The 25,777-nt window shown below is 45.9% G+C and carries 21 protein-coding genes; 9 read left to right on the top strand and 12 right to left on the bottom strand.

What is annotated here, in order from left to right:
* Nucleotides 1-86 precede the first annotated feature (86 nt).
* Complete coding sequence (gene cls, locus VJL_RS21620) at nt 87-1,547, bottom strand: cardiolipin synthase (RefSeq protein WP_038873594.1); 1,461 nt, start codon at nt 1,545-1,547, stop codon at nt 87-89.
* A 372-nt stretch (nt 1,548-1,919) separates the two neighbouring features.
* Between cls and VJL_RS21615 the strand changes: the two genes are divergently transcribed.
* The 4 genes from VJL_RS21615 (at nt 1,920) to VJL_RS21600 (ending at nt 6,914) form a co-directional block, all read left to right on the top strand.
* A complete protein-coding gene (locus VJL_RS21615) occupies nt 1,920-3,347 on the top strand; it encodes a sodium-dependent transporter (protein ID WP_038873593.1) in 1,428 nt (475 codons plus the stop codon).
* Nucleotides 3,348-3,594: 247 nt separating this feature from the next.
* Nucleotides 3,595-5,208 carry a methyl-accepting chemotaxis protein gene (locus VJL_RS21610; protein ID WP_050568885.1) on the top strand — a complete coding sequence of 538 codons (1,614 nt, stop codon included), beginning with the start codon at nt 3,595-3,597 and terminating at the stop codon, nt 5,206-5,208.
* 49 nt (nt 5,209-5,257) lie between these two features.
* A complete protein-coding gene (locus VJL_RS21605) occupies nt 5,258-5,950 on the top strand; it encodes a TIGR01621 family pseudouridine synthase (protein ID WP_038881403.1) in 693 nt (230 codons plus the stop codon).
* 31 nt (nt 5,951-5,981) lie between these two features.
* The gene (locus tag VJL_RS21600) at nt 5,982-6,914 is read left to right on the top strand and encodes a class I SAM-dependent methyltransferase (protein ID WP_038873587.1); all 933 of its coding nucleotides are present in this window, start codon (nt 5,982-5,984) and stop codon (nt 6,912-6,914) included.
* A gap of 92 nt (nt 6,915-7,006) precedes the next feature.
* Here VJL_RS21600 and VJL_RS21595 read toward each other — a convergent pair whose 3' ends face one another.
* From VJL_RS21595 to norR, 3 genes are all read right to left on the bottom strand, one after another.
* A complete protein-coding gene (locus VJL_RS21595; RefSeq protein ID WP_038881401.1) occupies nt 7,007-8,050 on the bottom strand; it encodes an FAD-binding oxidoreductase in 1,044 nt (347 codons plus the stop codon).
* A gap of 76 nt (nt 8,051-8,126) precedes the next feature.
* Nucleotides 8,127-9,788, bottom strand: a complete 1,662-nt coding sequence (hcp, locus tag VJL_RS21590; protein ID WP_038881400.1) for a hydroxylamine reductase — start codon at nt 9,786-9,788, stop codon at nt 8,127-8,129.
* A 543-nt stretch (nt 9,789-10,331) separates the two neighbouring features.
* Nucleotides 10,332-11,861: a nitric oxide reductase transcriptional regulator NorR gene (gene norR / locus VJL_RS21585; RefSeq protein ID WP_038881398.1), complete on the bottom strand. Its 1,530-nt coding sequence runs from the start codon at nt 11,859-11,861 to the stop codon at nt 10,332-10,334.
* Nucleotides 11,862-12,132: 271 nt separating this feature from the next.
* Between norR and VJL_RS29710 the strand changes: the two genes are divergently transcribed.
* Nucleotides 12,133-12,285 (top strand): hypothetical protein, encoded by a 153-nt coding sequence (locus VJL_RS29710; protein ID WP_173400287.1) that lies wholly within the window; start codon nt 12,133-12,135, stop codon nt 12,283-12,285.
* A gap of 69 nt (nt 12,286-12,354) precedes the next feature.
* On the opposite strand, the gene VJL_RS21580 is transcribed toward VJL_RS29710, so the two are convergent.
* The 8 genes from VJL_RS21580 to VJL_RS21545 form a co-directional block, all read right to left on the bottom strand.
* On the bottom strand, nt 12,355-12,963 hold the full coding sequence (locus VJL_RS21580) for a CDP-alcohol phosphatidyltransferase family protein (protein ID WP_005450653.1): 609 nt from the start codon (nt 12,961-12,963) through the stop codon (nt 12,355-12,357).
* The gene (locus tag VJL_RS21575; protein ID WP_009705796.1) at nt 12,956-13,603 is read right to left on the bottom strand and encodes an ATP-binding cassette domain-containing protein; all 648 of its coding nucleotides are present in this window, start codon (nt 13,601-13,603) and stop codon (nt 12,956-12,958) included. The genes VJL_RS21580 and VJL_RS21575 overlap by 8 nt, the downstream gene beginning before the upstream one ends.
* On the bottom strand, nt 13,569-15,278 hold the full coding sequence (locus VJL_RS21570) for an ABC transporter permease (protein ID WP_038881396.1): 1,710 nt from the start codon (nt 15,276-15,278) through the stop codon (nt 13,569-13,571). Before VJL_RS21570 ends, VJL_RS21575 begins: the two co-directional genes overlap by 35 nt.
* 9 nt (nt 15,279-15,287) lie before the next feature.
* A complete protein-coding gene (locus tag VJL_RS21565) occupies nt 15,288-16,445 on the bottom strand; it encodes an ABC transporter substrate-binding protein (protein WP_038881394.1) in 1,158 nt (385 codons plus the stop codon).
* A gap of 335 nt (nt 16,446-16,780) precedes the next feature.
* Nucleotides 16,781-17,458, bottom strand: coding sequence for a TVP38/TMEM64 family protein (locus VJL_RS21560; RefSeq protein WP_038881392.1), 678 nt, complete (start codon nt 17,456-17,458; stop codon nt 16,781-16,783).
* A 69-nt stretch (nt 17,459-17,527) separates the two neighbouring features.
* A complete protein-coding gene (locus VJL_RS21555) occupies nt 17,528-18,298 on the bottom strand; it encodes a heterodisulfide reductase-related iron-sulfur binding cluster (protein ID WP_005442306.1) in 771 nt (256 codons plus the stop codon).
* Nucleotides 18,295-20,091: an FAD-dependent oxidoreductase gene (locus VJL_RS21550; protein WP_038881390.1), complete on the bottom strand. Its 1,797-nt coding sequence runs from the start codon at nt 20,089-20,091 to the stop codon at nt 18,295-18,297. Before VJL_RS21550 ends, VJL_RS21555 begins: the two co-directional genes overlap by 4 nt.
* A gap of 21 nt (nt 20,092-20,112) precedes the next feature.
* Nucleotides 20,113-21,096, bottom strand: coding sequence for a sulfurtransferase (locus tag VJL_RS21545; protein ID WP_038881388.1), 984 nt, complete (start codon nt 21,094-21,096; stop codon nt 20,113-20,115).
* Between the two features lie 299 nt (nt 21,097-21,395).
* On the opposite strand from VJL_RS21545, the gene VJL_RS21540 reads away from it, so the two are divergent.
* The 4 genes from VJL_RS21540 to VJL_RS21520 form a co-directional block, all read left to right on the top strand.
* Complete coding sequence (locus VJL_RS21540) at nt 21,396-23,201, top strand: sensor histidine kinase (protein ID WP_038873565.1); 1,806 nt, start codon at nt 21,396-21,398, stop codon at nt 23,199-23,201.
* On the top strand, nt 23,191-23,787 hold the full coding sequence (locus tag VJL_RS21535; RefSeq protein WP_038881387.1) for a response regulator transcription factor: 597 nt from the start codon (nt 23,191-23,193) through the stop codon (nt 23,785-23,787). The genes VJL_RS21540 and VJL_RS21535 overlap by 11 nt, the downstream gene beginning before the upstream one ends.
* 167 nt (nt 23,788-23,954) lie before the next feature.
* The gene (locus tag VJL_RS21530; protein WP_038881385.1) at nt 23,955-24,623 is read left to right on the top strand and encodes a hypothetical protein; all 669 of its coding nucleotides are present in this window, start codon (nt 23,955-23,957) and stop codon (nt 24,621-24,623) included.
* A gap of 327 nt (nt 24,624-24,950) precedes the next feature.
* Nucleotides 24,951-25,777: SulP family inorganic anion transporter (locus VJL_RS21520; RefSeq protein ID WP_038873553.1), on the top strand; the 827-nt coding region annotated here is incomplete at its 3' end.

Genomic DNA, 25,777 nt, shown 5'->3' with positions numbered 1-25,777 from the left:
ACAGAAGCATTGATTGAATAAGAAAAAGAAAACCGACAGTTTATGGCTGTCGGTTTTCGAGGAAGTTTTGTTATTTTGGGTATTTGCTACAGCAATGGATTAAACAGGTAGAAAACACGCTCTAAGAAGCGAGAGAAAATACTGCGTTTTTCCCACTTATCTCTATCAACGGTATGGGACTGTTTGATATAGCTGTCTTGCAGCCACGACATCTGTTTTGTGAACTCTTCATCATCGACAGCCAGTGTTACTTCGAAGTTAAGCCACAAACTGCGCATGTCCATGTTTACGGTACCCACCAAACAGAATTGCTCGTCAATCACGACTGATTTTGTATGCAGTAACCCGCCATAGAATTCGTAAATCTTCACCCCAGCGACGAGCAACTCGTCATAGAATGCCCGCGAAGCCCATTGAACCATCATAGAGTCATTCTTGTGTGGGATGATAAGTTCTACTTCGATGCCGCGCTGCGCGGTCATTTTCAGAGTCTCCAATAGATCGGCACTTGGCACGAAGTAAGGCGTGGTGATTCTGACGGAACGATTCGCTTGGTTGATGGCTAATGTGAGTACTTGGTAGATCAAGTATTCTGGCATACCAGGGCCAGACGGCACCACTTGGATTGGATGCTGAAACTCGTCTTCTTTATTGTCGATTCTACATTCTGGATGCTTAGGAAAATAACGCTCACCAGTTTCTACTTCCCAATCCCAACAATGAATAGCGCTTAAAACATTTACCGTCGGTCCAGTGACTCGCACCATAATATCGATCCACTGCCCAACCCCACTGTTCTGCTTGAAAAAGGCGGGGTCAACCAGGTTCATCGAACCGGTGTAAGCGATCTCATCATCAATCACAATGATCTTACGGTGTTGGCGCAAATCCAAACGACGAAGGAAGATACGCCACATTTTTACTTCCAACGCTTGCACAACATCGATGCCTGCGTCTTTCATCATTTTATACCAATGACTGCGGAAGAAGCGTGGACTGCCCGCTGAATCGAGTAGCAGTTTTACGTCTACGCCACGTTTAGAAGCGCGAATCAAAGCCGAAGCAACGGCGTCAGCTAAACCACCGGGATGCCAAATATAGAAAACCATGCGAATACTGTGTTCAGCATTCTCGATGTCTTCGATAATCGAGTGGAGAATTTCGTTAGGCGATTGTTGTAGAGAAAGCGTGTTCCCACTTAATGCAGGTAAACCAAGACGATTGTTGCACAGCTCATCAATACGATAGATATGGCGTCCCATTGCTTCAGGGACATGCGCATTGCAGTCATTTAACTGAGTGAACCATCGCTGGAATGGTGAAAACATCTCTTTTGCGCGTTCTGCACGTTTGCGGCCGAGGTTGAGCTCACCGAATAGAAAATAACAAGCGACGCCAAGCACTGGCAGAATATAAATGATCATTAGCCATGCAAGAGAAACACTAACAGCGCGACGTTTTAATACGACACGGATCGTAACACCTGCAACCAAAAACCAGTAAAGGCCGATGCCAGTTAGAGTGAGAAAATGATAGAACTTGTCCATAGTCGCCAAAAGTAATAAACCCAATATGGATATTAAGCGTAAATGGCGGAACGGGAAACTATTTTCATACCACTAGAGGAGGATGATTTTGTATCGTGAAATGAATTTTATAACGAGACGTTCTGTTACTAAGGTGTGAAAAGTTGGAGTAAATCTTAACTTTTGCGTAAAAAAGCAGCATTTAGCGTGAACAATGATACATTTGTGCGATAAATGTGCTGATCGGGGTTCCAATTTTAAATTGAAACTGCTTTACTTGCCATACATAGAGCGTCATACAAACATCTTATAAAGTGTACATTATTTTTTACACGAACATATTCTAGACGCCTATCTCTATGCAAACACAACAAAACATTTTGGAGAAAAAGCGTGGCTACAAATACAGCAGCACCACGTGATACGTGGGGGTCTAAACTAGGCTTCGTCATGGCAGCAGCGGGTTCCGCTGTCGGTTTAGGCAATATATGGAAGTTCCCTTACACAGCAGGTGAGAGCGGCGGCGGCGCGTTCGTAGCAATTTACCTTTTATTCGTTATTTTTATCGGCTTTAGCGTCATGCTGACAGAATTCGCTATTGGTCGTAAGACAGGTCTTTCAGCAGTAGGTGCGTTCAAATCTACTGACCGCCGTTGGACGTTTACCGGTGTTATCGGCGTGCTAAGTGGTCTACTAATCATGGGTTTCTACCCTGTAGTAGGTGGCTGGGCGCTTGCTTACATCTTTAAAGTAGGTGGTGGTCTACTAAGTGCTCCTGAAGCAATTGGTGACAGTTTTGGCGGCTTCATTTCTGATCCAGTCCAACCGTTAATGTGGATGGGTGTTTACCTGTTCCTTAACATCGTTATCGTTATGAAAGGTATTTCTGGCGGTATCGAAAAGGCTGGTAAAATCCTCATGCCTCTTTTATTCCTTATCCTGATCGTTGTATCAGTGAAAGGTCTGATGCTTCCTGGTGCAATGGCGGGTCTTGAGTTCCTATTCATGCCAGACTTCTCGAAAGTAGACAGCAATGTCGTTCTAGCGGCGCTAGGCCAAGCATTCTTCTCTCTAAGTCTAGGTATGGGTTGTATGATGACTTACGGCTCTTACCTGAAGAAGAAGGAAAACTTAGTTCAAACTACCGGCATGGTTACGGCAATGGACACAGGTGTTGCAATCCTAGCGGGTGTAGCAATGTTCCCAGCAATGTTCGCATTCGGTATGGAGCCAGCAGCAGGCCCAGGTCTAGTATTCGTCGTTGTTCCTCAACTGTTTGCTGAAATGGGCGGCGTAATTGGCCTTCTATTTGCTCTGATGTTCTTCATTGGTCTAACAGTAGCAGCGCTGACGTCTTCAGTATCTCTGCTAGAAGTAGTGGTTTCTTACCTAATCGATGAGAAAGGCCTGAAGCGTTCTACAGCAGTACTGTCTGCGAGTGTCGTAATGGCAACACTGTGTGTGTTCGCATCGCTATCACTTGGTGGTGTTGGTCCGACACTATTCGGTACGGGCGCATTTGATATCTTTGACCTACTAACGGATAAGATCTTCCTAGCGGTTGGCGGTATGTTGGTATGTATCTTTGCTGGCTGGCGTCTAAACCGCGCTGAACTAGAGAAAGAGATCACTAACGACGGCAAAGTTTCTTTCCCACTATTTGGTCTATGGTACAACCTAGTTAAGTACGTAATCCCAGTGGCAATCGCAATCGTAGCCTTCATGGGTATCAAGTCTGGTTTCGACAGCGGTAAGGGCGAAATCATGCTGGTGGGTATCGGCATCATCGCACTGGCGGGTATCTTCTCTAAGAAGTTATAACCAAATAGACTTTGATTGAAAACGGGAACCTTAATCGGTTCCCGTTTTTTTATATTCATAATTTATAGGATTGAGAAAACTCATATTAATAACGGGTAGTAATTGTGAGATCGCTCGCATAGAGATGTAGATCACAAAAAAATGTACTCAAGTTGCAGAGGTACGTTCCGATAACCCTTACAAAGCATGTGTAAATATGTGGATTAACCAGTAAGAAAATCCATGACAACGGTAAGGAAGGTTATTAGTGACAATGTCTGTTCGTAAAAAACTGTACGCGAGTTTTGGTGCCATTTTGGCGATCATGCTAGTGATGATAGGGATTATTACATTAGAAGTATTGAACTCGCACAAAGTGGCTGACGAGGTGAGAACGGACGATGTTCCTGAAACAGTTCAGTATCTAATTCTGATCGATGAGGCCGGTGATGTTTATCGCGATGCATTAGGAAGCATTGTTGGTGTCTCTGGCGCTCAGGCTGAATATCAAGTTAATAAAAAGGAGTTTGCAGCAGCGATTGCTGAAGTTAAACGTTTGGAGACGGTAGGTGGTGAAGATTACCGTAACGTTGAGAAAGCTGAGCGTTACATGAGCGATTTTACACGAGACTTTGAATCCCAAGTTCTGTCCAATCTCGGCTTAGAAAATGTTGAAGAGAATGTCGCGCGTCTTCGCTCACTTTATGAAACGAATCTAGCACCGCTTGAGTCTATCCTAGATGCTGCATCAATCGACGGTCGTCAAAGTACTAGTGAAGCTTTGCTTGATCTTTCGGATTCATTTAACAGTATCGAATTGACGATTTATGTGCTTGGTTCGATAGCACTTGTTGCCACTGCTGTTATCGCATACTTGTTGTCTAATTCGATTACCAGTCGCTTGAGTAAATTGGATGAACTGGCGCAGCGCGTTGCAGAGGGTGACCTAACGGTAGCGCCTATCGACGATAAATCAGGTGACGAGCTAGCAAACCTCGCGACGTCTTTGAATAAGATGCAAGCGTCTTTGACCAGTCTTATTGGTTCTATATCGTTAGTATCCGAAGAAGTGAAGTCCGTGACTGGAGAATTGGCTACCGTCAGTCAAGATATTGTCTCCGGTGCAAGCAGCCAAGCGGACAAAGCGCACTTGATCGCGACGGCGTCAGAAGAGCTAAGTCTGACCATTTCTCAAGTAGCAGAGCAGGGCGCAGCAACCTTTGAAGAGGCACGCAAGTCGGAATCAACCGCAGAGCAAGGGCGTACTGTTATTGTTGAGATGGTTGAAAGCATTCAGCAAGTATCACAGCAAATGTCGGATATGTCGGTGCAAATGAACAGCCTAGGTTCTCATGGCGAGAAAATCGGTGCGGTTATCAAAGTCATTGAAGATATCGCAGAGCAGACGAACCTTCTGGCATTGAACGCGGCGATTGAAGCGGCACGTGCAGGTGAGTTTGGTCGTGGTTTTGCTGTGGTTGCAGATGAAGTTCGTGCTCTTGCTGAACGAACAACAAAGGCAACACAAGAGGTTGGTGAGATCATCCAAGCAATTCAAGTCGGTACTCAAGAGGCGGTGACTTACACTGAGGATGGCTGTCGTTTGGTTGAAATTGGCGTGAGTCAAAGCTCAGGTGCAGTGAACTCACTGGAGGAAATCGTTTCTGGTGCGGCGCATGTTCAAAGTATGGTGAACTCAATTGCGACTGCTGCAGAAGAGCAAACCGCTGTAACGAAAGAAATTGCCGCGGATATTACGTCGATCAGTGATATTTCAGCTCGTTCATTACAACTAGCGAATGACAGCTCTCAAAGTGTTGAGGGCCTGAATCGTAAAGTTCAAGAGTTGGAAGCTCTAGTGGGTAAGTTTAAGCTCGCCTAATTGCTTAGAATCGGTATACTTCTGGCTCCAAACGTGGAGCCAGTTTTTTATGTTCGACATTCTACATACCCATCCAGATTTTCTGATCATCAATAAACATCCCAACGTCTCTGTTCATAAAGACGATGGTGACACTATGTTGCTTCAAGAAGTAGCAAAGCAGAGTGGTGATGAGCAGCTGTATCTTATCCACCGTCTCGATAAAATGACTTCTGGTATTCTACTTCTCGGCCGCAATGCGAAAGCAGCAAGCGCCTTATCTCAAGCATTTGCCAATCGCGAAGTCGAAAAGTTCTACCTTGCGATTGGCTCGAAAAAGCCTAAGAAGAAACAAGGGCTAGTAGTGGGTGATATGGAACGCTCTCGTCGTTCCTCATGGAAACTGGTGAACAGCAAAACGAATCCCGCGATTACCCAATTCTTTTCCCTCGCTGCAGAGCCGGGAGAGCGCCTGTTTTTATGTAAGCCGCACACTGGCAAAACACACCAAATTCGCGTGGCATTGAAATCAGTTGGCTCAGGAATTGTTGGCGATCCTATTTATAATGCAGGCAATGAAGCAGACCGTGGTTACTTGCATGCATTTTCGTTGTGCTTTCCGTATCAAGATGAAACTCATCGCTTTGTTTGCGACCCGCGCGAGCATAAAGCACTTGGCAGTAAATGGCATAATGAAGTCGTCTCTCAAGGTGTAGACTCTTGGCTTTCTCCGTGGGAGCTGAACTGGCCTACGATTAAATAACCATCACAAAGAAAACGAATAAGAGAATTCGATGCAAGCATCACAACTTCCGCTGTTTTTCCAGCATCTAGAAGCGGAGCTAACACAAGCTCCCAATGAAATTCGCCGACTGTTTCACGGTCGTGGTCGCCGTTTTGAAGGTTTAGAGCAAATCACGTGTGATTGGTTACAAGGTCAGTTGATCATCAACCTATTTAAAGAAGTGGATGAGACGTTTCTTACTGAATTGAAAGCAGGGTTGAACACGCTTTCAGAATCTGCTCTGTGGGCAGAGAAACAAGGGCGTACGATCGTAATTCAACATCGCTACGCTGACGGCGCACCTTCTGAAACTCTGTTGGGTGAGCTAGATGCTCGACCTGTGGTTGAAGAAAGTGGCTTGAAGTACCAGCTAGACATCGGACGTAACCAGAACTTCGGTCTGTTCCTTGATATGCGTTACGGCCGTGACTGGGTACGTGAAAATGCGAAGCACAAAAACGTACTTAATCTGTTTGCTTACACTTGTGGCTTTTCTGTTGCTGCAATTGCTGGTGGCGCAGATAAAGTGGTTAACGTGGATATGGCGAGAGCATCGCTGTCTAAAGGTCGTGAGAACCATAAGCTGAATGGTCATAACATCAACCAAGTGAGCTTTATGGGGCACGACATCTTTAAGTCGTGGGGCAAGATTAAGAAAGCGGGCCAATACGATGTGATCATCATTGATCCACCATCATTCCAGAAAGGCAGCTTTGCACTAACCAAAGACTACAAAAAGATTCTACGCCGTTTGCCTGATTTATTGGCAGAAGGTGGTCAGGTGTTAGCGTGTGTAAACTCGCCATCGGTGACCAGCGATTTCTTGATTGAAAGCATGAAGGAAGAAGCGCCAGAGCTAACATTCCGCGAGCGTTTGGATAACCCGCCAGAATTTATGGATGTAGATAGCGAAGCTGCACTGAAGGTTTTACTGTTTAGCTGAGTTTAGATAAAGAAACTTCCGAGTTTAATAACACTTTTCCATAAGCAAAAAGCGCCTAGTACGGCGCTTTTTTAATGTTCGTATTAACGGCTTTAACCAATCTGAACTTCAAGATCGGATTCAATCGTCGAAGAGCAGGCGAGTACATAGCCTTGCTCAATTTCTTCAGGGGTCAATGTCTCTTGGCTTGTTGAAGACACGCTACCCTTGCGAACTTTACACTTACAAGAGCCACAAATACCGCTTCGGCAAGCTATGATCAGTGGTAATCCTGCGCCTTCCAACACATCAGCAAGGACTTGGCCTTTTTGAGCATCAATCGTTTGGGCGAAATCAGGCACTGACACACTCGCTGATTCATTTGATACTTCGGTTTCTTCGCTTGCTGCTGGTGTAAAGCTTTCTTGGAAGAAGTTCGCCATATCAAAGCCAAGCTCACTCAAGTAGCTTTGAACATCAAGCATAAACTGATTTGGACCGCATAGATAAACCGTGCGCTGTTTAAAGTCGGGCACCAGTTCTTTTAACCACTCGGTATTCAAACGACCTTCTGGGTATAGTGTTTCACCACGATTTTTCAGTAGCAATTTCAGATTGAAATCTGGATAAACCGAATGGTAGGTCTCTAGTAAATCAAAGTAGATGGTTTCTGGTTGAGAACGAGCAATGTGCAGGAACTCAATATCAACCCCAGCGTCTTTGCCTAGCCATTCTTTTGCCATCGCGAATACAGGCGTAATGCCACAGCCCGCACTGATGAGCAGTGCTTTCTTTCTGCCATTGATCGCGATTGGTGGGTGATCAATGCAGTTGAAATCACCCGTAGGAGGAAGCGCTTGAACCGTATCGCCAATGAGGAGCTTATCGATGATGTAGTTGGATACCTTACCGCCGTCGACACGCTTGATCGTCAGTTGCAGGCAGTCGTCACCGGAAAGAGAGCTGAGAGAGTAGGCACGAAACTCCATCTTGCCATCGATTTCAACGCCAAGGTTGATGAACTGACCCGCTTTAAATTCAAACAAGAGCGATTCTGACAGGTCTGCCAACTTGAGGCTCACTGCATCAGCAGTTTCATGGTATTTGTCTACACAGCGTAACGTGACAGGTTGACTGCCTTGCCATTCAAAAAACATAACAATCTCTTTGGTTGTCGAGTACTCAATAGATAAAAGCGCCCCCAATTAAGGAGGCGCATGATAAGCGAGGTGATTACGCTGCTAGGATGGTTTTAAGGTCGTCCTGAACATTGCCAATGCTGCGCATATCGAACTTCTCTTGGATAATCGCAATCAAATTTGGTGTTAGGAATGCAGGCGCTGTTGGGCCTGTGTAAATGCCTTTCACACCAAGAGCGAATAGCGTAAGCAGGATCACAATTGCTTTTTGCTCGAACCAAGACAGAACAAGCGTCAGAGGGAGCTCGTTGATGTCGCAATCGAACTCTTTCGCAAGTGCCAGTGCAAGCTGGATTGCTGAGTACGCATCGTTACATTGGCCCACATCCAATAGGCGAGGGATGCCATTGATGTCGCCAAATGTGTTCTTGTTGAAGCGGTATTTACCACAAGCCAGCGTTAGGATTAGCGTATCTTCTGGTGCTTCCACGGTGAAGTCGGTGTAGTAGCTACGTTCTGCTTTGTCGCCATCACAACCACCAACTAAGAAGAAGTGTTTGATGTTGCCTTGCTTCACTTGGTCGATAACCGCTGGTGCTGCGTTCATTAGTGCGTTGCGACCGAAACCAACCGTGATGTTGTGTTCGATTTCGTCATGCTGGAAGCCTTCTTGCGCTAATGCACATTCAACGACTTGGCTAAAATCATCACCTTCTAGGTGAGCGACACCCGGCCAGCCAACAATGCTACGAGTGAATAGACGGTCTGCGTATTGGCCAACGTTCGGGTTCAATAGGCAGTTTGATGTCATCACAATCGCGCCAGGGAAGTTAGCGAACTCTTTCTGTTGGTTCTGCCAAGCGCTACCGTAGTTACCCACTAGGTGAGGGTATTTCTTCAGCTCTGGGTAACCGTGTGCAGGCAGCATTTCACCATTGGTGTAAACGTTAATGCCTTTGCCTTCAGTCTGTTGCAGGATTTTCTCTAGGTCGTGAAGGTCATGACCAGAAACAAGAATACATTTGCCTTTCAGTGGCTTAACGTTAACAGTGGTTGGCTCTGGGTGACCGAACGTTGCTGTTTCACCATGATCCAGCATTTCCATCACTTTGTAGTTCATAAGACCGATGCGCATTGAGCAGTCTAGCAGTTCACCTAGATCTTCAGGGTCAGTACCTAACCAAGCCATGATTTCGTGGTATTCCGCGAAGATATCATTGTTGGTTTGCTCTAATACTCGTGCGTGTTCCATGTACGCAGCAGCACCTTTTAAGCCGTACAGGCAAAGTAGGCGCAGGCCGATAACGTCTTCGTGTACTTGGTCTTTACCACGGTTTACCGCTACTTGAGGAGCAAATGCTAGGATTTCTTCTGCACTGTTTGGTAGCTCGAAGTTCGCAACGTTAGGTACGTTCAATACGACTTCGTCAGCAAGTGTTGCGGCAGACATGACTTGGTCTTTTAGCAGTGCTTTATATGTTGCTGCTTGAGAAGTCAGTTCAAGGATACGCTCAGGATCGAAGTTTACGTTAGTCAACGTAGAGAAGAATGCTCTTGGAGCCCATTGATTGATTTCATCATTGATGATGTTGAATTCAAGCGCGCGTGCTGCCCAAAAAGAAACCCCTTGCAGAGTGTAAACCAACACGTCTTGTAGATCGGATACCTCTGAAGTTTTGCCACACATACCTTGTGCGAAAGAACAGCCTTTTACAGCTGGGGTTTGGATTGTCTGTTCACATTGAATACAGAACATATTGGGTTCTCCAGTGATTGTAGTAATAGTCGTTTTGTTTTTCCTTCTAAAGCAGAATGCGTGCCAATTGTTATGCTATTGATTTTAAATGGTTTTGTTGCTTTTTGAGTATGTGGGCGATGTGATTGTGACAACGCGAATGATGTGCAAATGACAACGAAAATACAGATGTGATGAGAAAAGCAACGTGCTGGAAACGCTTTAACAATCGAAAGTGGAAGTAGTTGTTAAACAGGAGAAAAGTTAAGGCGGCTTTGTGGAGGTAAGAGATTCGCGATTGTGTGCCTCTGTAGATTTCGGGAGTGACGCAACAGGGTTGCTGAGAACTTGGTGAATTTAAAGAGTCAGAAGAAAGCGGAGACTAGAGTGGTTTAATTGTTACGAATGAGGAATAGCGAATGAAGTGCGAAAAGCCAAATAGGACAGTTAGCCCATGCGCATTGGTGTTAGGTGTCATTCCGGACGAGTCTAAGCGAACCATCCGGAATCCCTCTGTTCAAGAGGTAACTTTTCCTTCAAGGGAAATGAGCGAAATAGGAGCTTCTATTTGCTAATGCCGAGCTTTTTACCCATGCGATACAAGTTGCCTCGATCCATTTGTAAAAACTCCGCTGCTTTTGCCCAAACACCGCCAGTTTGGCTTAAAGCGTGTTCAATCAAGTCTCGTTGATAGCTCTCTACTAACTCGCGCAGTGGCTGACTCTGTTTCGGCAAGTAATGCGATGTGTTTTTTACATCATCCAATGCCAATGAAGTGTCAAAGTGATTGAGCATGATGGTGCTCGCGCCTTGTTGAATCGCATGTAACGCTGCTCGCGTTAAGGTGTGTTCAAGTTCTCGAACGTTACCATACCAAGGCAGAGATTCTAGTTGAGTTAGTACCTTAGGGTGAACGTGAAGGTTTGGTGCGTTAAATTGCTGACGTACTTTTTCTAACAAATATCCCGCAAGAACTGGAATGTCACCATCACGCGTGCGAAGTGGTGGCACTTTGATTGGGAATACGTTTAAACGATGGAACAGATCCGCTCGGAATGTGCCATCTTCCACTTCTTTTTCTAACTGCCGGTTGGTGGCTGCGATGATTCGCACGTTAACCATCAAATGCTGATCGCTACCCACACGTTGCAACTCACCTTGCTGGATAACTCGCAGCAGTTTTGCTTGTAAAATCAATGGCAGTTCACCCACTTCATCTAAGAAGATTGTACCGCCATCAGCCAATTCGAACTTACCTGCACGATGACTATTGGCTCCGGTAAAAGCGCCCTTTACGTGGCCAAACAGTTCGCTCTCCGCCAGACCTTCGGGTAGGGCGGCGCAGTTTACGTAGATCATCGGTTTATCATTGCGATGAGATTGAGCATGGACAGAGTGAGCAACAAGCTCTTTACCCGTCCCTGTTTCTCCCGTTACCAATACTGCATAATCCGACTGAGCAACGGTCGCAATGTTGTTTCGTAATTGATTGATTTGTGGGCTTAAGCCAACCATGTCACCGTGTTGTGAGCGTGCCTGTTGGATCAGGGTTTGCGTGACGCTCTTTTGCTTCTGGTTCTGCGCTTTAAGGGCTTTTAATTGCGCAATGTTACGCAGTGTTGCTGCCGTTAGTGCTGCGAACGTTTCGATTGCGAGTGGGTCGATATGATCAAACGCACCAACCGCAAGTGCGTCCATGGTTAATGCGCCGACAAGTTGCCCCTCAACGTACAAGCTAAAGCCCATGCAGTCATGGACGTCAATGCATTTATCTTCGGTTAACAGTGTTCCGTCAAATGGATCGGGCAGGGCGCAGTCGGCATCAAAGCGAACAGGCTCGCGGCTATGAATGATGGCATCCAAACGCGGGTGAGCTTTAGGGAAGTAACGGCGACCGAGTACTGAGCTCGACAAACCTTTTACTGCGACTGGCGTAAGGAAGCCATCTTCATCAAAGATAAACAGACAACTCGCATCGCAAGGGAACACTTGTGCCACCCCGTCAATCAGGTTTTGGTATTGCTGCTCATGAGAGCGATTTGAGCTCAGATTGAGTGCAATATTGAGAAGTACGTGGTCGACAGTAGGAGTCATAACAAGCCCAGAGTTATCTTGAATGGGCTCATGCTAGCAACTTGATGTCATTTGAACATCGAAAGGTGTGAGAGATTGATGTTCCATTGACGACGATCAAGTGACATAACGGAACTGTGATACAAACAAGTGCAACTGATTGAACTTAAGAGCTAGGAGTGAGGGATTCAGCCTCCGCAAATAATACTATCCGAAATTGAATTTTTCCGTTGACCTTAAGTTAACTTGAGCTTTTATCCTCCATCTGTAAAACACGTCAGGAGGACAGGTTATGCATAATAACTACATTAAAGAATTGGCCGTAAAGAGCTACCAAGAGGACCTACAAAAAGAGTATTACCGCGCTAAGCAGCGGACGTGGCATTTTCCGAGTTTTGTCTCTGGAATTGTGCTGACGCTGGTGGTGAGTGGGATGATTTATTGAGAGAAGGCTGAAAAGAGATTCCCGACTGCGGTCTTTCGTCGCAATCAGGAATCTCTCTTGAAGTTTTGTTTACGGCTTCAACGTATGAAACCCAGAGTAAATACGCGTAAACGTAGTAAACCAACATGCTGCACCAAAGATGTACGCAATCACGGCAAAATGTTGCGGGAACAAACAGAACAGCACGAAGCAACCTATGGTCTCTGTACCCTCTGTCAGGCCGCTCATGTAGTACAGAGATTTGTGCTTGTAGACTGGATTATCGATACCACGTTTACCCGCCATGATCGCAAATGCTAAAAAGCTGCTCCCTGTACCAATAAACGAGAAGATCAAGAACGCACCTGCGACGGCGTTTTGTTCTGGGTTTGCTAGTACAAAGCCAAAGGGAATCAGAGAATAGAACAAGAAGTCTAGGCTTATATCAAGGAAGCCGCCCGCATCGGTGATGCCTTGAATCCTCGCTAAAGCACCATCCAATCCATCACAGATTCGATTCAGCAGAATAAACGCTAATGCAAGCGTGTATTGTTCTGCCATCAATGCAGGTAAAGCAAAACAACCAAGGGCGAAGCCAAACAAGGTGGTTTGGTTAGCTGTCACGCCACATTTATCAATCAGTTTTGCGCTTTGTGCCAATGGCCACTTAATGATTTTGATACTCAGGCTATCAAGCATGGCTTGTCTCCCAAGGCCAGTTTAGGCAGCGACTGCCCTCAGGAATATCGTCTTCATCGTGCGTCACCATTAGAGCAGGAATGTTAGCTTGTTGAAGTTGCTCCACAACCCAATTGCGAAACTGCACGCGCAGATCTTTATCTAATTTGCTGTATGGCTCATCGAGTAGGGCAACTTTCGGTTTTGCCAACAACATGCGAGTGAGAGCAATACGCGCGCGTTGGCCGCCTGAGATTTGATCAGGGAAAGACTCTGCAAGTTTAGTTAGCGAGATGTGCTTCAAAGCCTGCATTGCACGCTCTTTGCGCTCTGCGCCTTTGATTGAATCGGGTAGTGCAAAGGCGAGATTCTCCCACACGGTGAGGTGCGGGAAGAGCAAATCGTCTTGGAACAGAATACCCACCTGACGTTTGTGTGCAGGTAAAGCATCCAGCTTTTCGTTATCGAGCGTGATTGAGCCTGAATAGTCGAACTCGGAAGACAGGTGGCCAGCAATCGCATCCAACAAGGTGGATTTTCCGCAGCCGCTTGGGCCCATCAGGGTAACAATTTCACCTTTCTTTACGGTCATGTTGAACGCAGAGAAAAGAGTATCGCCATTGGTTTTACGGATGGCGAGGTTTTCGAGACAAAGACTCATTCGGTAGTAAACCTTTAATAGACAACCGGCGATACTTAACGTGTAAACGGCTAAGTAGAATCGCAAAAGAGAAGAACATTAACGGCAAGAGCGCTTGCCAAATTGCGTAAATCGCGGTGACACGACGGTCGAAGCCACTTGAGAGGGCTACCGCTTCTGTTGTTATTGTGCTGATGCGACCAGCACCCAGCACCAGTGTTGGTAGGTATTGAGCCAAGCTCACACTAATTCCCACTGCCCAAGCAAAGGCAATGGCAGGCAGAAGAATCGGCAATTTCACTTTCAACCAAGCCTGCATCGGCGATTTACCAAGGCTTAGCGCGACACGAGTCAAACCGTTGTCGAAGCTACGCCAAGGCCCATCCAATGACAGGTATACGAATGGGAAAGCGAAGAAGACATGTGCCCAGCATACCCAGAAGAAATATGCATTGCTGTCGAGATACAGAGTAGCGACCTGCATACCAAACAGCACAGAAAGCTGCGGGATCAACATAGGTACAGCGATGATGTAACCCGGCACCTGCCAACGGTATCGTAGGCGGTACTCATGAGCGATTAGTGCTAGTACAAGGGCAATAGATGCACTGATAACTGCAATCAACATGCTTTGCTCTAGCGTGCCAAGAATACTTTGCCACTCGTATTCCCAAAAACGTAAGCTGTAGCGGCTTGGTAATAAGTCAGGGAAACGCCAACGCTGTGCAAAGCTCCAGACCACCATCAATGGCACCATTAACAGTGCGAGTAGGGCTATCAGAGAAAACAAGGTTTTACCCGGTAAGCGGAAACCGCTGCGACCAGAGTATTGCCAGCGTTTAAAGCCTTTGGTAATGCTCCATTCGACGAGTCGTGCAAAACCAATCAAAAGGCTTGCAATAGCAAACAGCACAACCGCGCCCGCCGCCGCTCTTGGTAGGAGTGACAAATCAGGGTCGTTAAACCATTGCCATACCAACACTGCAAACGTAGGAGGGTTGGTTGGGCCAATAATTAGCGCCACATCCACAACGGATAAGCTGTAAGCCAGAACAGCCAACATTGGAAAACGCAGCTTCGCTAACCATTGTGGGAAAACGCATTTCCACCATGCTTGCGCGGAACTGTAACCCATCGAATGGCTGACTTTTTCAATCTTCTCAACTTTTAATTGCTGAAGAATAGGAATGCTCATCAACAATAAAAACGGCACTTCTTTAATAGCAAGCATGACGATCAAACCCAGAGCGTGTGGGTCTTTAATCAACAACGCTAAGTCATTCACCGTTTGCGCATTTGGATCGTAACCAAACATTTGGTTGATTACGCGAACGCCCATACCTGTTGGTGCGAATAGAAAAGCGAAGCCAATAGCAAACGCGACATGCGGCATAGCAAGAAGAGGGGAAAGACTCATTTCAATCTTGCGCCAGAACTTGCTGCCCCATGAAGCTTGAAGAATCGCAAAAGTGATCAAACAAGCAAGATAGCTGCTGAAAATGGCGGAATAAAAAGTCAATCCAATCGACGTCCACACACCTTCCCAGTCAAACACAGCATGAAAGCCATCCAGTGAGAAGTGGTGCAAACCGATAGGGGGTACATAGCCGAGCGCAGACACCACCACCCCGAGTAGCCCCGGGATGGTCGGTAATATACAAACTGCGATAATAACTAGATACAGCGCTCTTAACATGGGTGTGTATTAATTTCCGTAGCGTTTCAGCCATTCTTTTTCTAACGCTGCTTGCCAGCTTGGATGTGGCTCCGCGATAGATTTGAACTGTTGAGTATTCTTAGCCGTGCCGGTTAGGTACTGGCTGCTTAGCACTGAAGGATCACCCCAGATGTTGATGTCACCTTTGCGAGATTGTGCTTCAGGGCTTAATAAAAAGTTTATAGCAACTTGCGCGCCTGCACTGGCGTTTGCGTTCCAAGGAATCGCTAAGAAATGGATGTTCGACAGTGCACCTGCGTCCATCGCGTATGCTTTGGTGCTTTCTGCTAGGTTGCCGCTTGATTGTGCTGAGAAAACCGCGTTCGGGTTGAACGTGACAGCTAGGTCAATCTGACCATCATCTAGCAGCTGTACGGTTTCTGCTGTTCCGCCTGGGAACTGTTTACCGCCGCGCCATGCAACAGTGTGGAATTCATCTAAGTAAGCCCATAAAGGCTGCGTAACGGTTTTGAATGCTTCATCAGTCACTGGTTTTTGCAGTGCAGGATCGTTGTTACTTAACTCAATGAGCAGAGATTTAATGAAGCTAGTGCCATGGAACTCTGGTGGGCGAGGGTAAGTAAGGCGGTTAGGAAACGCTTTTGCGTAACTTAGCATTTCTGCGTACGAGCTTGGCGGGTTGTTTAGCGTCTCTTCATCGTAGATAAAAACAAGTTGGCCAACACCCCATGGCGCTTCTAGGCCATCAGTTGGTTCTGAAAAATCAACATCTACCGGTAGTGTTTTATCGACATACTGCCAACTTGGTAGACCATCAACAAAAGGACCAAACAGCAGTTGGTTGTCTTTCATTGATTTAAAGTTTTCACCATTAATCCAAACCATATCTACGCTGCCACCGCTGTTCTTCCCTGCGGCTTTTTCTGCGATAAGACGAGTGGTGGTTTCAGAAATGTCGGTGACTTTTACGTGGTTAAGCGTCACGTTGTAGCGAGATTTAAGCTCTTTGCCTGCCCATTGGATATAGCGGTTGATCTCTTGGCTACCCCCCCAAGCATGGAAATAAACGGTCTGACCGTCGGCTTGTTGTTCGATTTTTTGCCATTCTTCTGTATTAGAAGAGGCATAGGAAGATGTGGCAAAAGTGGCGGTTAAAATGCCAATGGTGCTAAGTAGCTTTTTCATACGTAATCCGTGTTTTTATCTTTGTTTTCATTTTGGAGCTTTGTTCCGCTATGAAGTGGCAACCGTTTATTTTCGGCACTCAACATAGGGCTATTCATCAACTGAATGCTCCGTTCCCTCTAGATGGATAGTAATCTATCTTGCTTTATTATCAACGCGAATTTGACAATAGATTCAGAGAATTACTCGCCTTGTGAGGTCATACCGATCAACATTTATCTTTGGCCTTAAACGTGAGCAATAGGGGCATAAAATATGACCAAGCTGGTATGAATGAAAAGAGTGCAACTCCCGATAAGTCGCACTCTTTTGGCGTCAATAATGGATAGACCGGATTACTTCGCTAATTCTTCCATGTTGATGCCTTTTTTCTTCGCGATGTATTTTGGAATCAGAGACATGCCAAACAGGATAAGACCTGCAACCGCAAACTTCACTAGCAGCATTGCAGACACACCGTTTGTTGCAATATCCCCCGCCATGTAAGCGAAGATGAATGCACCTGGTGCCATCGTTAGTAGAGAAACCAGAGCGTAAGTGCCAAGGTTTAGGCTCGTTAGACCGTAAGCGTAGTTCTGTAGGCTGAATGGGAATACAGGTACGAGACGCGTTAGGATCAAGAAGCTTGTACCGTTTGCTGCTACGCCATCGTCGATTTTCTTGAAGATTGGGTTATCGCCAAACTTCTTCATGATGGTGTTACGCAGTAGGAAGCGTGCCACAATGAATGCCGCCACCGCGCCAAGCGTTGCAGAAAATAGCGCTAAAACGCCACCTTTGATAGGGCCAAATACGATGCCCGCTACGATGGTGAACGCACTGCCCGGTAGTAGGAAAACACACGCAAACACGAATGCTGCTACGAATACTGCGTAACCCCAAACGCCAAAGCTTGCGATCCAATCTTGTAGGCTCTTGATGTCTGTGATGATTTCAAGGATGCCAGTTTGTTTTGCTGCAAATAGAGCGAGAGCGATAACAGCAACAATAAGAGCAATTTTTACGAATTTCATAAGTTCAACTTCACTTAAACCTAATAATTAAAAAGATGTAGCTACAAAAACGTAGCTACAGAGACTTAGCTACACAGACATACACTTGATTAGACCCGCTTTGGATTTGTAGCGGTTGAACCAAGCTTTCACAGGGCTAGCAAGTACGTTTACTGGCGGCTCATCACCTTGCATGATCACAGGGCCAAACATCAGATCCAGAATGTGCCAAGATTTCGTACCAACACCCATCATGGATGCACGACAAGCCGAGCAGTAAACCACAACGTAGTCTGTCTCAAACTCTTCCACGCGGCGTTTGATTACGCGTGTTGCGACGTCTGGGTTTGCTGGCACTACCATGCCGCCAAAGCCACAGCAGCGTGTATTTTCACGTGTGTGTTCTGGTTCTGAGGTTTTGTAGCCAAGCTCGTTCAAGATCCAGCGGATACCGTCTTGCAGTTCTTTTTCGTAGCGAGTAGAGCAAGAGTCGTGAATGGTGAATACCACGTCGCTGTTTTTCGCTTTACCGCGTAGCGCTTCTGGCAGACCGATTTCTGGAAGCAGTTTCCACAATGAAACCGGCTTTTGTGTGCCGCCAGATTTCTTGATCATGCCGTAGCAGCTTTGACACGCCACAATGACTTCTTGTGCGTCTAGCTTATCGAAGTCCGCTTGAAGCTGGCCGTAACGCTCTTTGAACTTCTCAGTTTGACCAATTGCAGCGGTTGGTTTACCACAACACTTCTGCACTGCGCCCATGTCTGGGTACACTTCTTTTAAGTAGCTCGCAATTGCTGCTACGCCTTCTGGTGAGTAGGATGGCAAGCTGCATCCTGGCATAAATACTTTATTACTCATTTTGTCGATACCGCTCGTTTTGCCATAGTGAAGATTTTTGAGAAGCCCAGCTTCTGGTGCATGTTGATTGCTTTGTGACCCGGCATTGGTGATTCACCATTGTTTGCCTTAACAAAGTCCGCACGTGCGCCTAAGAACATTTCCTTCATTGGGAAGTCTTTCGGACATACGATGGTGCACTGGTCACAGGCGTTACATGAGTAAGCCATCAATGGGTCCATTGACTTGTTGTTCACGAAGTCAGAGAAGATGGTCTTCGGACAGTCACTGAAGTCGTTCATCATGATGCACTCGGTCATACATAGCTTGCAGCTACATTGCAGACAGCGAGATGCTTCTTGTTTGATTTGTTCTTCAGTAAAGCCTAAATCCACTTGTGCAAAATCTTGCTTACGCTCTTCAGCGTTACGCAATTCACCGTGTAGGCGAGGGGTATCTACCGTACCTTTTGGTAGTGGTACGTCTAGACGAGATGAGTAGCTGTATTCTTGCTCGAAGTCGCGACCTTCAGTCAGTGAGCGAGTCGTTAGGAAACGCTCAACACTCATTGCTGCTTTGCGACCTAATGCCATCGCTTCAATCACGATGTTACCGCCACACGCATCACCGGCTACGAAGACGTCTTCTAGGCTCGATGCTAGTGTTTGTTTATCGACTACGTAACGGCCGCCGCGAGTTTGTTCTAGTGCGCCACCAGTGATGTCAGCCACAACTTGACCCGTAGCGAAAACAACCGTGTCCACAGAGATAGTTTTACTTTCTTCGCTGTACTTAGGTGCAAAGTTGCCTTGTTCATCAAAGATAGACACTACTTTCTTGATAGTGATGCCGGTTACTTTGCCGTTTTCGTGTTCGATAGCAACTGGGCCCCAACCTGCGTTGAATTCGACACCTTCTTCTAGCGACTCGTCGATTTCGATTTGGCTTGCAGGCAGGTTTTCAAGGCTCTCAAGCGAACATTGGTAAACTTCGCTTGCACCGATACGCCATGAAGAGCGCGCACAGTCCATCGCAACGTCACCACCACCGATAACCATCACGCGTTTGCCGGCACGTGGGAATTGACGAGTTTCAGAAATCTCTTTCAAGTACTCAACTGCAGAGAACACGCCATTGTTGTCGTGACCTGGTAGCGGAATGATAGAGCCTACGTGTGCACCGTGAGCCAGAATCACAGCATCGTGTTTGCTACGTAGAGTGTCGAAGCTAATGTCTTTGCCGATTTCAACACCGAAGCGAGTCGTCACACCTAGTATTGCTAAGTAGCTGTATTCGAAGTCGATAACGTCGCGTGGTAGACGGTATTCAGGGATACCCACGCGCATCATGCCGCCGTATACGTCTAGCTTTTCGTAAATCGTTACTTCGTGGCCTTGACGACGAAGCTCAATAGCCGCTTGCGCGCCAGCAGGACCTGCACCAACGATCGCGATGTGTTTGTTGGTTAGGGGAGCAATGTTAAGGTCCCAGTGATCTTGGTTATCCAGTTTTTCTGCAACAAAACGCTTGATGCCTGCAACGCTGATCGGCTGACCGAACTCAGTATTACGACGACAAGAAGCTTCACAAGGGTGTGCACAGATGCGGCCAAGCGTTTGAGGTAGGAATAGTTTGCTGCGGATCAGATCCAAAGCGCCTTGGAAATCACCTTCGCCTGCCATGCGAACGTATTGTTTTACGTCTGTGTGCATTGGACATGCGGTTTGACATGCCGGATCGGCATCACCCATACAGCCATCGACGATAGTTTGAGCGGTGTCTAATAGCTTTTGGCTAAAAATTACATTGTTCATTGAGTGCTATTTCCGTGTTGTTCAGCTCTTGCCGTTGATAACGTTCACTTCAGGATTCTTCTGCTCGTAGTGAGCATGGCTGTACTCGATCCAAGAGCCGTCATAGTTGTAGACGTCTTCTGCACCTAATACTTCAGTAAGAATCATGGTTGTGTGGGCAGAACGAACACCAGATTGGCAGTAAGCGATCACTTTCTTGCCTTTGATGATGTCGCCATAAAGGGCTTGCAGCTCTTCTGCTGATTTAAGAGTCGTGTCTTCGTTTAGTGATTTTGTCCAGTTGATGTGAACACTGTTTGGAATGGTGCCTGGACCAAATGCACCAGAAACCGCTACTTCGCCTCTAAATTCGTCGTTACCACGCGTATCTAGGATCACCCAGTCAGAGCTGTTTTGCGCTTCGATAACCATATCTAACGTTGCTAGCGTATTGTTGTCTTGCTGCGTGTTCGGAGCTTTGTATTCAACTGATGCAACGCTTTGGTTTGCAGAGCCAGTTGGGAAACCTGCGCCCATCCAAGCGTTTAAGCCACCGTCTAGGTAACGAACGTCTTGGTGACCAAGGTTATGGATTTGCCAGTAAAGGCGCGCAGCATCGTGGTGAGAGCCTGCCGCGTAAACCACGATTGTGCTGTCCGTTGATGCGCCGAAGCTACCTAAGATGGTTTCCATCTCTTCCGTGCTGTTGCTCATACCGCCGAAATCGTAAACGCCTTCAGCCGCAGAGTAATCGTTACGCCACATAGTGTAAGAACCAGAGATAGGACTATCTGGTTTGATAGGGTTTAACGCGCCGATCACAACCACGTCTTTATCACTGTCCATTAACGATTTCAGTTGCTGTGATGAAATGAAATGCTCTGGGTGAGCGTATTGTGTGAATTTCTGCTCTTGAGCAGCGGCATCCACTGTTACGGCCTCTGCTGAGAACATCGTATTGTAAGCTGAGTAGCCAACAGCTGCGACAGCCGCCAACACACCCAACGCAATCGTCGATTTTTTCATGAGTTACTTCCATATTTTAATTTAAAGTTTTTGTGCCGAAACTTCGATTTTTCGACAGTTAGAATGCTTTTGAAGGGGAAAGGCCGACATGAACGTTTTTTGTTCGTTAGAGATGTTCATTGTGTGAAACAGGTAAAGTGCCTCTACCCCTTTATGGCTAAGGCATTCTGAGGAAAACGTTTAAATGGCGATATTGTGGTTTCCCACAATAATGATGTGGGATTGATCTAAAGCAACAAAGTAGTAGGGGGGAGTGGTGCTAAAATGTGCCACAACGGTGTTTTGGTAGTATCTCGTAAGTGATTGATAATTATTCTCAAAAGTTAACTCTTTTCATTTGTGCTCTCTTCTTTTTCTTTACCTCTTTTGTGTTTGCTAGTGAACAAAAAGCACACAGAACAGACTATGATGTTGGTGTTTTAGCACTGCGCGGACACGCCCATGCGCGTGAAGCTTGGCAACCGACTTTGGATTGGTTAGAGGTGCAAAACCCTGGATACAAATTCAATTTACATACTTACGATTTCGACCAACTGGAAGACGCATTTCTGCACGGTTGGCTCGACTTCATTTTGACCAGCCCGGGGCAGGCGACCAAGCTTGCTCGTGAATACCCTATTAATTGGTTAGCCACACAAAAAACCGCTTACAGCGACTTGCCAAATAAGTCGATTGCTTCGGTGGTGGTGGTACGTGAAGAATCACCCTTTAAAACACTTAGAGACATCAATAAAGCCAATGTCGCTGCTGTGTCTGAAAAAGCCTTTGGTGGTTTTCTTGCCCTGCGTTATGAGTTGGATAAGTTGGGTTACTTCAACTCTTCATTCTTTGAAAAAATCCATTTCACTGGTCCTCCAACGGATCAATTGATTTTGGATGTGATCAAAAATGATCTGGATGTGGCGATCGTTCCTGCTTGTACGTTGGAAAATATGGCGAAAGAGGGCCGTATCCAGCTGCATAGTTTAAGAGTACTTAACGAAAAGCGTCCGGCCGATTCAATTTGTGCAGTCAGTACACCTCTTTATCCAAACTGGACCATGGCAATGACTGAACGCACGCCTTTTGATGTCGGACAAATGGTCGCACAAACACTATTTGCGATGCCTGCTGAGCACCCTGCGGCAATAGCGGCGAATAATGTAGGTTGGATGTTGCCTGCGCCGAGTATCAATGTAGATAAAGTTTACAAGCATTTGGATATGCATCCTTTGCAGAAATCATGGGGACAAAAGGCCAAAGAATGGTTGGGTAAGAACCAAGCGATAGCGATGGCATCTTTGTTGACCTTATTGCTTATGACGGGTTACCACTTTTGGTTGGAATGGAAGTTTCAACGCAGCCAAGAAAAACTAAAATCCACCATGAATAACTTACGACGCAAAAGCAGCATGCTTGAACACGCACAGCGGATCACTATTGTTGGGGAGCTTGGCAGCAGCATTGCTCATGAGATTAACCAGCCGTTAGCTGCGATTAAGAACTACAGCCAAGGGGCGAAAGTCCGCATGGAACGAGGGACAACACCCGAAGAGATGTTGCCTATTTTGGATAAGATTCAGCAACAAGTGACTTCTGCCAGTGACATCATTCAACGTTTACGAAGCTTGATTCATCGTACTCCGATTGAAAAAAAATGGATTGACCTTCCAAGTCTCATCGAAGAGTCAATGAAGCTGGTGGATTATGAATTTCAACGCCATCGCATTCAATTAGGGGTGATGTATTCAGGTGAAGTACAACCCATTTTTGCAGACGTAACGGGGTTGCAGCAAGTCATCCTTAACGTCTTAAACAACGCAAAAGATGCGTGTTTGAGTCACGAGCCAAAGCGAAAGGAGCTCTACGTTGACCTGCACATAAGCTTTTGTGACGAAATGGTCATCATAGATGTCATGGACAACGGTATTGGCATCGAAGAACAAGATATTCCGCTGGATCAAGCGTTCTACACCACCAAAGAAAATGGCCTAGGACTAGGACTCGCGATTTGTCGTGATGTTATCGATGCCCATCAAGGCAGTATTCGTTTTCGGTCAATAGAGCCTACTGGCTGCCAAGTGACCATTATTTTACCGTATCAGGAGACTTGTCATGAGTCGTAACCTCTGTCCCCTTTATATCGTCGATGATGAAGAACCCGTATTAGAGTCGATGGCGTTCATGTTAGAAAGCTATGGCTATGAGGTTCAGGCGTTCTGTAGTGGCCCGGATTTTCTAAAAGAAGCCGATTTACCGTCAGCAGGGTGTGTGCTACTTGATAGTCGTATGCCAGAGATGCGAGGGCAAGATGTTCATCAAATCATGAATGAGCAATTTAGCCCAATCAGTGTTATCTATCTTACTGGGCACGGCGATATCCCTATGGCGGTAGATGCGCTAAAAGATGGTGCGCTCGATTTTTTCCAAAAGCCAGTTGATGGCAATCCGTTGGTGTTAGCGATTGAAGATGCTATGGAACAGTCGATCAAAAACTGTGAAAAGCTCGGTGCAAAACAAGTTCTACAGAATCTTACTAAGCGTGAAAGAGAAGTGCTTGGCTTGGTGGTTAAAGGGATGAAAAACCAAGAGATGGCGGACTTGTTGTGTGTCTCCTTACGAACGATTGAAGTACACCGTTCCAACGTGATGAAGAAACTCGAAGCGGAAAGCCTTGCTGTACTGATTCGTAAAGTTGGACATTTAATCTAACAAAGCCGTATTCGGTGAACAAAGCGCTTAATTGTGGATAAATGAACCTATCTAGGTCGAAGTAAATACGGTAACTCAATGATAATTAGGGAAAGGTTTGCTCATTTAGTATCTGGAAGATAACATCAGTAACCAGAATAAACCTTACTCTTAATTAGAATCCAACTATGTTTATCGATACCGTTAAAAGCGCTTTTTCATCATTGAGTGCAAATAAACAGGCTATTGCGAAAGCAACGGCGTTACCCATTCTCCTTTCTCTTATGCTGGATCTTGTTTTGAACTCAGCGCAAGGGGATGTCGCTCCTATTCTTGTTCAGATCTTGATGGCTCTTTTATCTGCAATCGTTGCAATCAACGTTCACAGCATCATTTTGAAAGGCCCTCAGTCTGTGCCTCAGTGGGGACGTTTCACGTTTGGAAAAATCGAAATGTGGTTTATCGGCCACTACTTAGCCATGACGGTGGCGGTGGTCGCAGTGGCTGCGATTTTCGCGATGATTAATCTTGTCCTTGCAGCTATCGCATTATTAGCGTTAAGCGTGGTGTGTTGTCGATTAGTCTTGGTTTTTCCAGCCATCGCGATTGGTAAAGGTGTTTCTTTCCCTTACGCTTGGAACCTTACCAAAGGCCGTACTTGGTACATGATGAGCGTTGTGATTATAGTGCCGCTTCTGTTTGGTTTGGCTATGTCACCACTTGCGTTTTTACAGCTTCCTTTCTTAATGAGTCTGTTGAGTTTCTTGGTGACGATTATCGGTATTGCGATTCTTTCCAAAGCTTATGAGCAATTAAGTGGCTTTGATGGAGAAAGGTACTCTCAGCAGTCATTCTAAAAACGGTTGTTACGATAATCCCTTATCCTATAAGGCATAGAGATGATAAGAACGCTTCCTTTGTGAGGCGTTTTTTTGTGGCTCTTTGTAGGACTGTTGACTTTGTTTTGTAAGAATTTATTACAGTTTAGATTTTTATAGTGATATAAAGCACACTTCTTTTGGGGGCACTCTCGTTGTTTGTCCTCATTTTTTGGTCCATCAATAGGAAAAGGAAGGTGCTTTTTGCTCATTAGTCCGCCTTAGAACGATCTCTCAGATGCGTTTGCATCACTCCCTTCACCGTGCGCAATGCACCAACTAAGGCAATACGTTTATGAGAGATTTATGTTTAAATTTACAAAAGATACTTGGTTCAACAATGTTAAAGGAGATTGTTTATCAGGAGTTGTTGTAGCGCTGGCACTGATACCAGAAGCTATTGCATTCTCTATTATCGCAGGATTAGACCCTAAAGTTGGTCTTTATGCCTCGTTTTCCATCTGTGTCGTGATTGCGTTTACAGGCTCAAGGTCCGGAATGATTTCCGCGGCTACGGGCGCAATGGCGCTGTTGATGACAACCTTAGTCAAAGACCATGGTTTACAGTATCTGTTGGCCGCTTCATTTTTCGCTGGCGTACTTCAACTGTTGATCGGTTATTTGAGGCTAGGGGATTTAATGCGTTTCGTCTCAAAGTCGATCATGACCGGGTTTGTAAACGCGTTGGCTATCTTAATTTTTATGGCGCAGCTGCCTGAACTAACCAATGTTTCTTGGCCTGTTTACGCACTGACAGGATTAGGGTTGGCCATCATCTACATGTTTCCTTATGTTCCGAAAATAGGAAAAATGCTACCTTCACCTTTAGTGTGTATCGTCGCAGTGACTGTGATTGCCCTAATGTTCAATATTGATATTCGGACAGTAGGCGATATGGGAGAGTTACCTGATTCACTCCCTGTTTTTATGATCCCAGATATTCCTTTTAACCTTGAAACACTCCAAATCATTTTCCCTTATTCACTAGCACTCTCTGTTGTTGGTGTGCTGGAGTCATTGATGACAGCTTCCATCGTGGATGAGCTGACAGACACGGAAAGTGAAAATAATGATGAGTGTAAAGGACAAGGGATTGCGAATATGGTCTCGTCGTTGTTTGGTGGTATGGCGGG

Origin of the sequence: Vibrio jasicida CAIM 1864 = LMG 25398 (assembly GCF_000400365.1) — a bacterium.
GTDB classification, from domain to species: Bacteria; Pseudomonadota; Gammaproteobacteria; order Enterobacterales; family Vibrionaceae; genus Vibrio; species Vibrio jasicida.
The sequence above is the reverse complement of the archived record's forward strand: the minus strand, read 5'-3'. Positions and strand labels throughout refer to the sequence as shown.

Coding starts and splice junctions, on each gene's coding strand:
- VJL_RS21550 (WP_038881390.1), bottom strand. CDS start 20,091: ATGAACAATGTAATTTTTAGCCAAAAGCTATTAGACACCGCTCAAACT.
- hcp (WP_038881400.1), bottom strand. CDS start 9,788: ATGTTCTGTATTCAATGTGAACAGACAATCCAAACCCCAGCTGTAAAA.
- VJL_RS21530 (WP_038881385.1), top strand. CDS start 23,955: ATGTTTATCGATACCGTTAAAAGCGCTTTTTCATCATTGAGTGCAAAT.
- VJL_RS21600 (WP_038873587.1), top strand. CDS start 5,982: ATGCAAGCATCACAACTTCCGCTGTTTTTCCAGCATCTAGAAGCGGAG.
- VJL_RS21580 (WP_005450653.1), bottom strand. CDS start 12,963: ATGCTTGATAGCCTGAGTATCAAAATCATTAAGTGGCCATTGGCACAA.
- VJL_RS21595 (WP_038881401.1), bottom strand. CDS start 8,050: ATGTTTTTTGAATGGCAAGGCAGTCAACCTGTCACGTTACGCTGTGTA.
- cls (WP_038873594.1), bottom strand. CDS start 1,547: ATGGACAAGTTCTATCATTTTCTCACTCTAACTGGCATCGGCCTTTAC.
- VJL_RS21605 (WP_038881403.1), top strand. CDS start 5,258: ATGTTCGACATTCTACATACCCATCCAGATTTTCTGATCATCAATAAA.
- norR (WP_038881398.1), bottom strand. CDS start 11,861: ATGACTCCTACTGTCGACCACGTACTTCTCAATATTGCACTCAATCTG.
- VJL_RS21565 (WP_038881394.1), bottom strand. CDS start 16,445: ATGAAAAAGCTACTTAGCACCATTGGCATTTTAACCGCCACTTTTGCC.
- VJL_RS21570 (WP_038881396.1), bottom strand. CDS start 15,278: ATGTTAAGAGCGCTGTATCTAGTTATTATCGCAGTTTGTATATTACCG.
- VJL_RS21575 (WP_009705796.1), bottom strand. CDS start 13,603: ATGAGTCTTTGTCTCGAAAACCTCGCCATCCGTAAAACCAATGGCGAT.
- VJL_RS21535 (WP_038881387.1), top strand. CDS start 23,191: ATGAGTCGTAACCTCTGTCCCCTTTATATCGTCGATGATGAAGAACCC.
- VJL_RS21560 (WP_038881392.1), bottom strand. CDS start 17,458: ATGAAATTCGTAAAAATTGCTCTTATTGTTGCTGTTATCGCTCTCGCT.
- VJL_RS21555 (WP_005442306.1), bottom strand. CDS start 18,298: ATGAGTAATAAAGTATTTATGCCAGGATGCAGCTTGCCATCCTACTCA.
- VJL_RS29710 (WP_173400287.1), top strand. CDS start 12,133: ATGCATAATAACTACATTAAAGAATTGGCCGTAAAGAGCTACCAAGAG.
- VJL_RS21545 (WP_038881388.1), bottom strand. CDS start 21,096: ATGAAAAAATCGACGATTGCGTTGGGTGTGTTGGCGGCTGTCGCAGCT.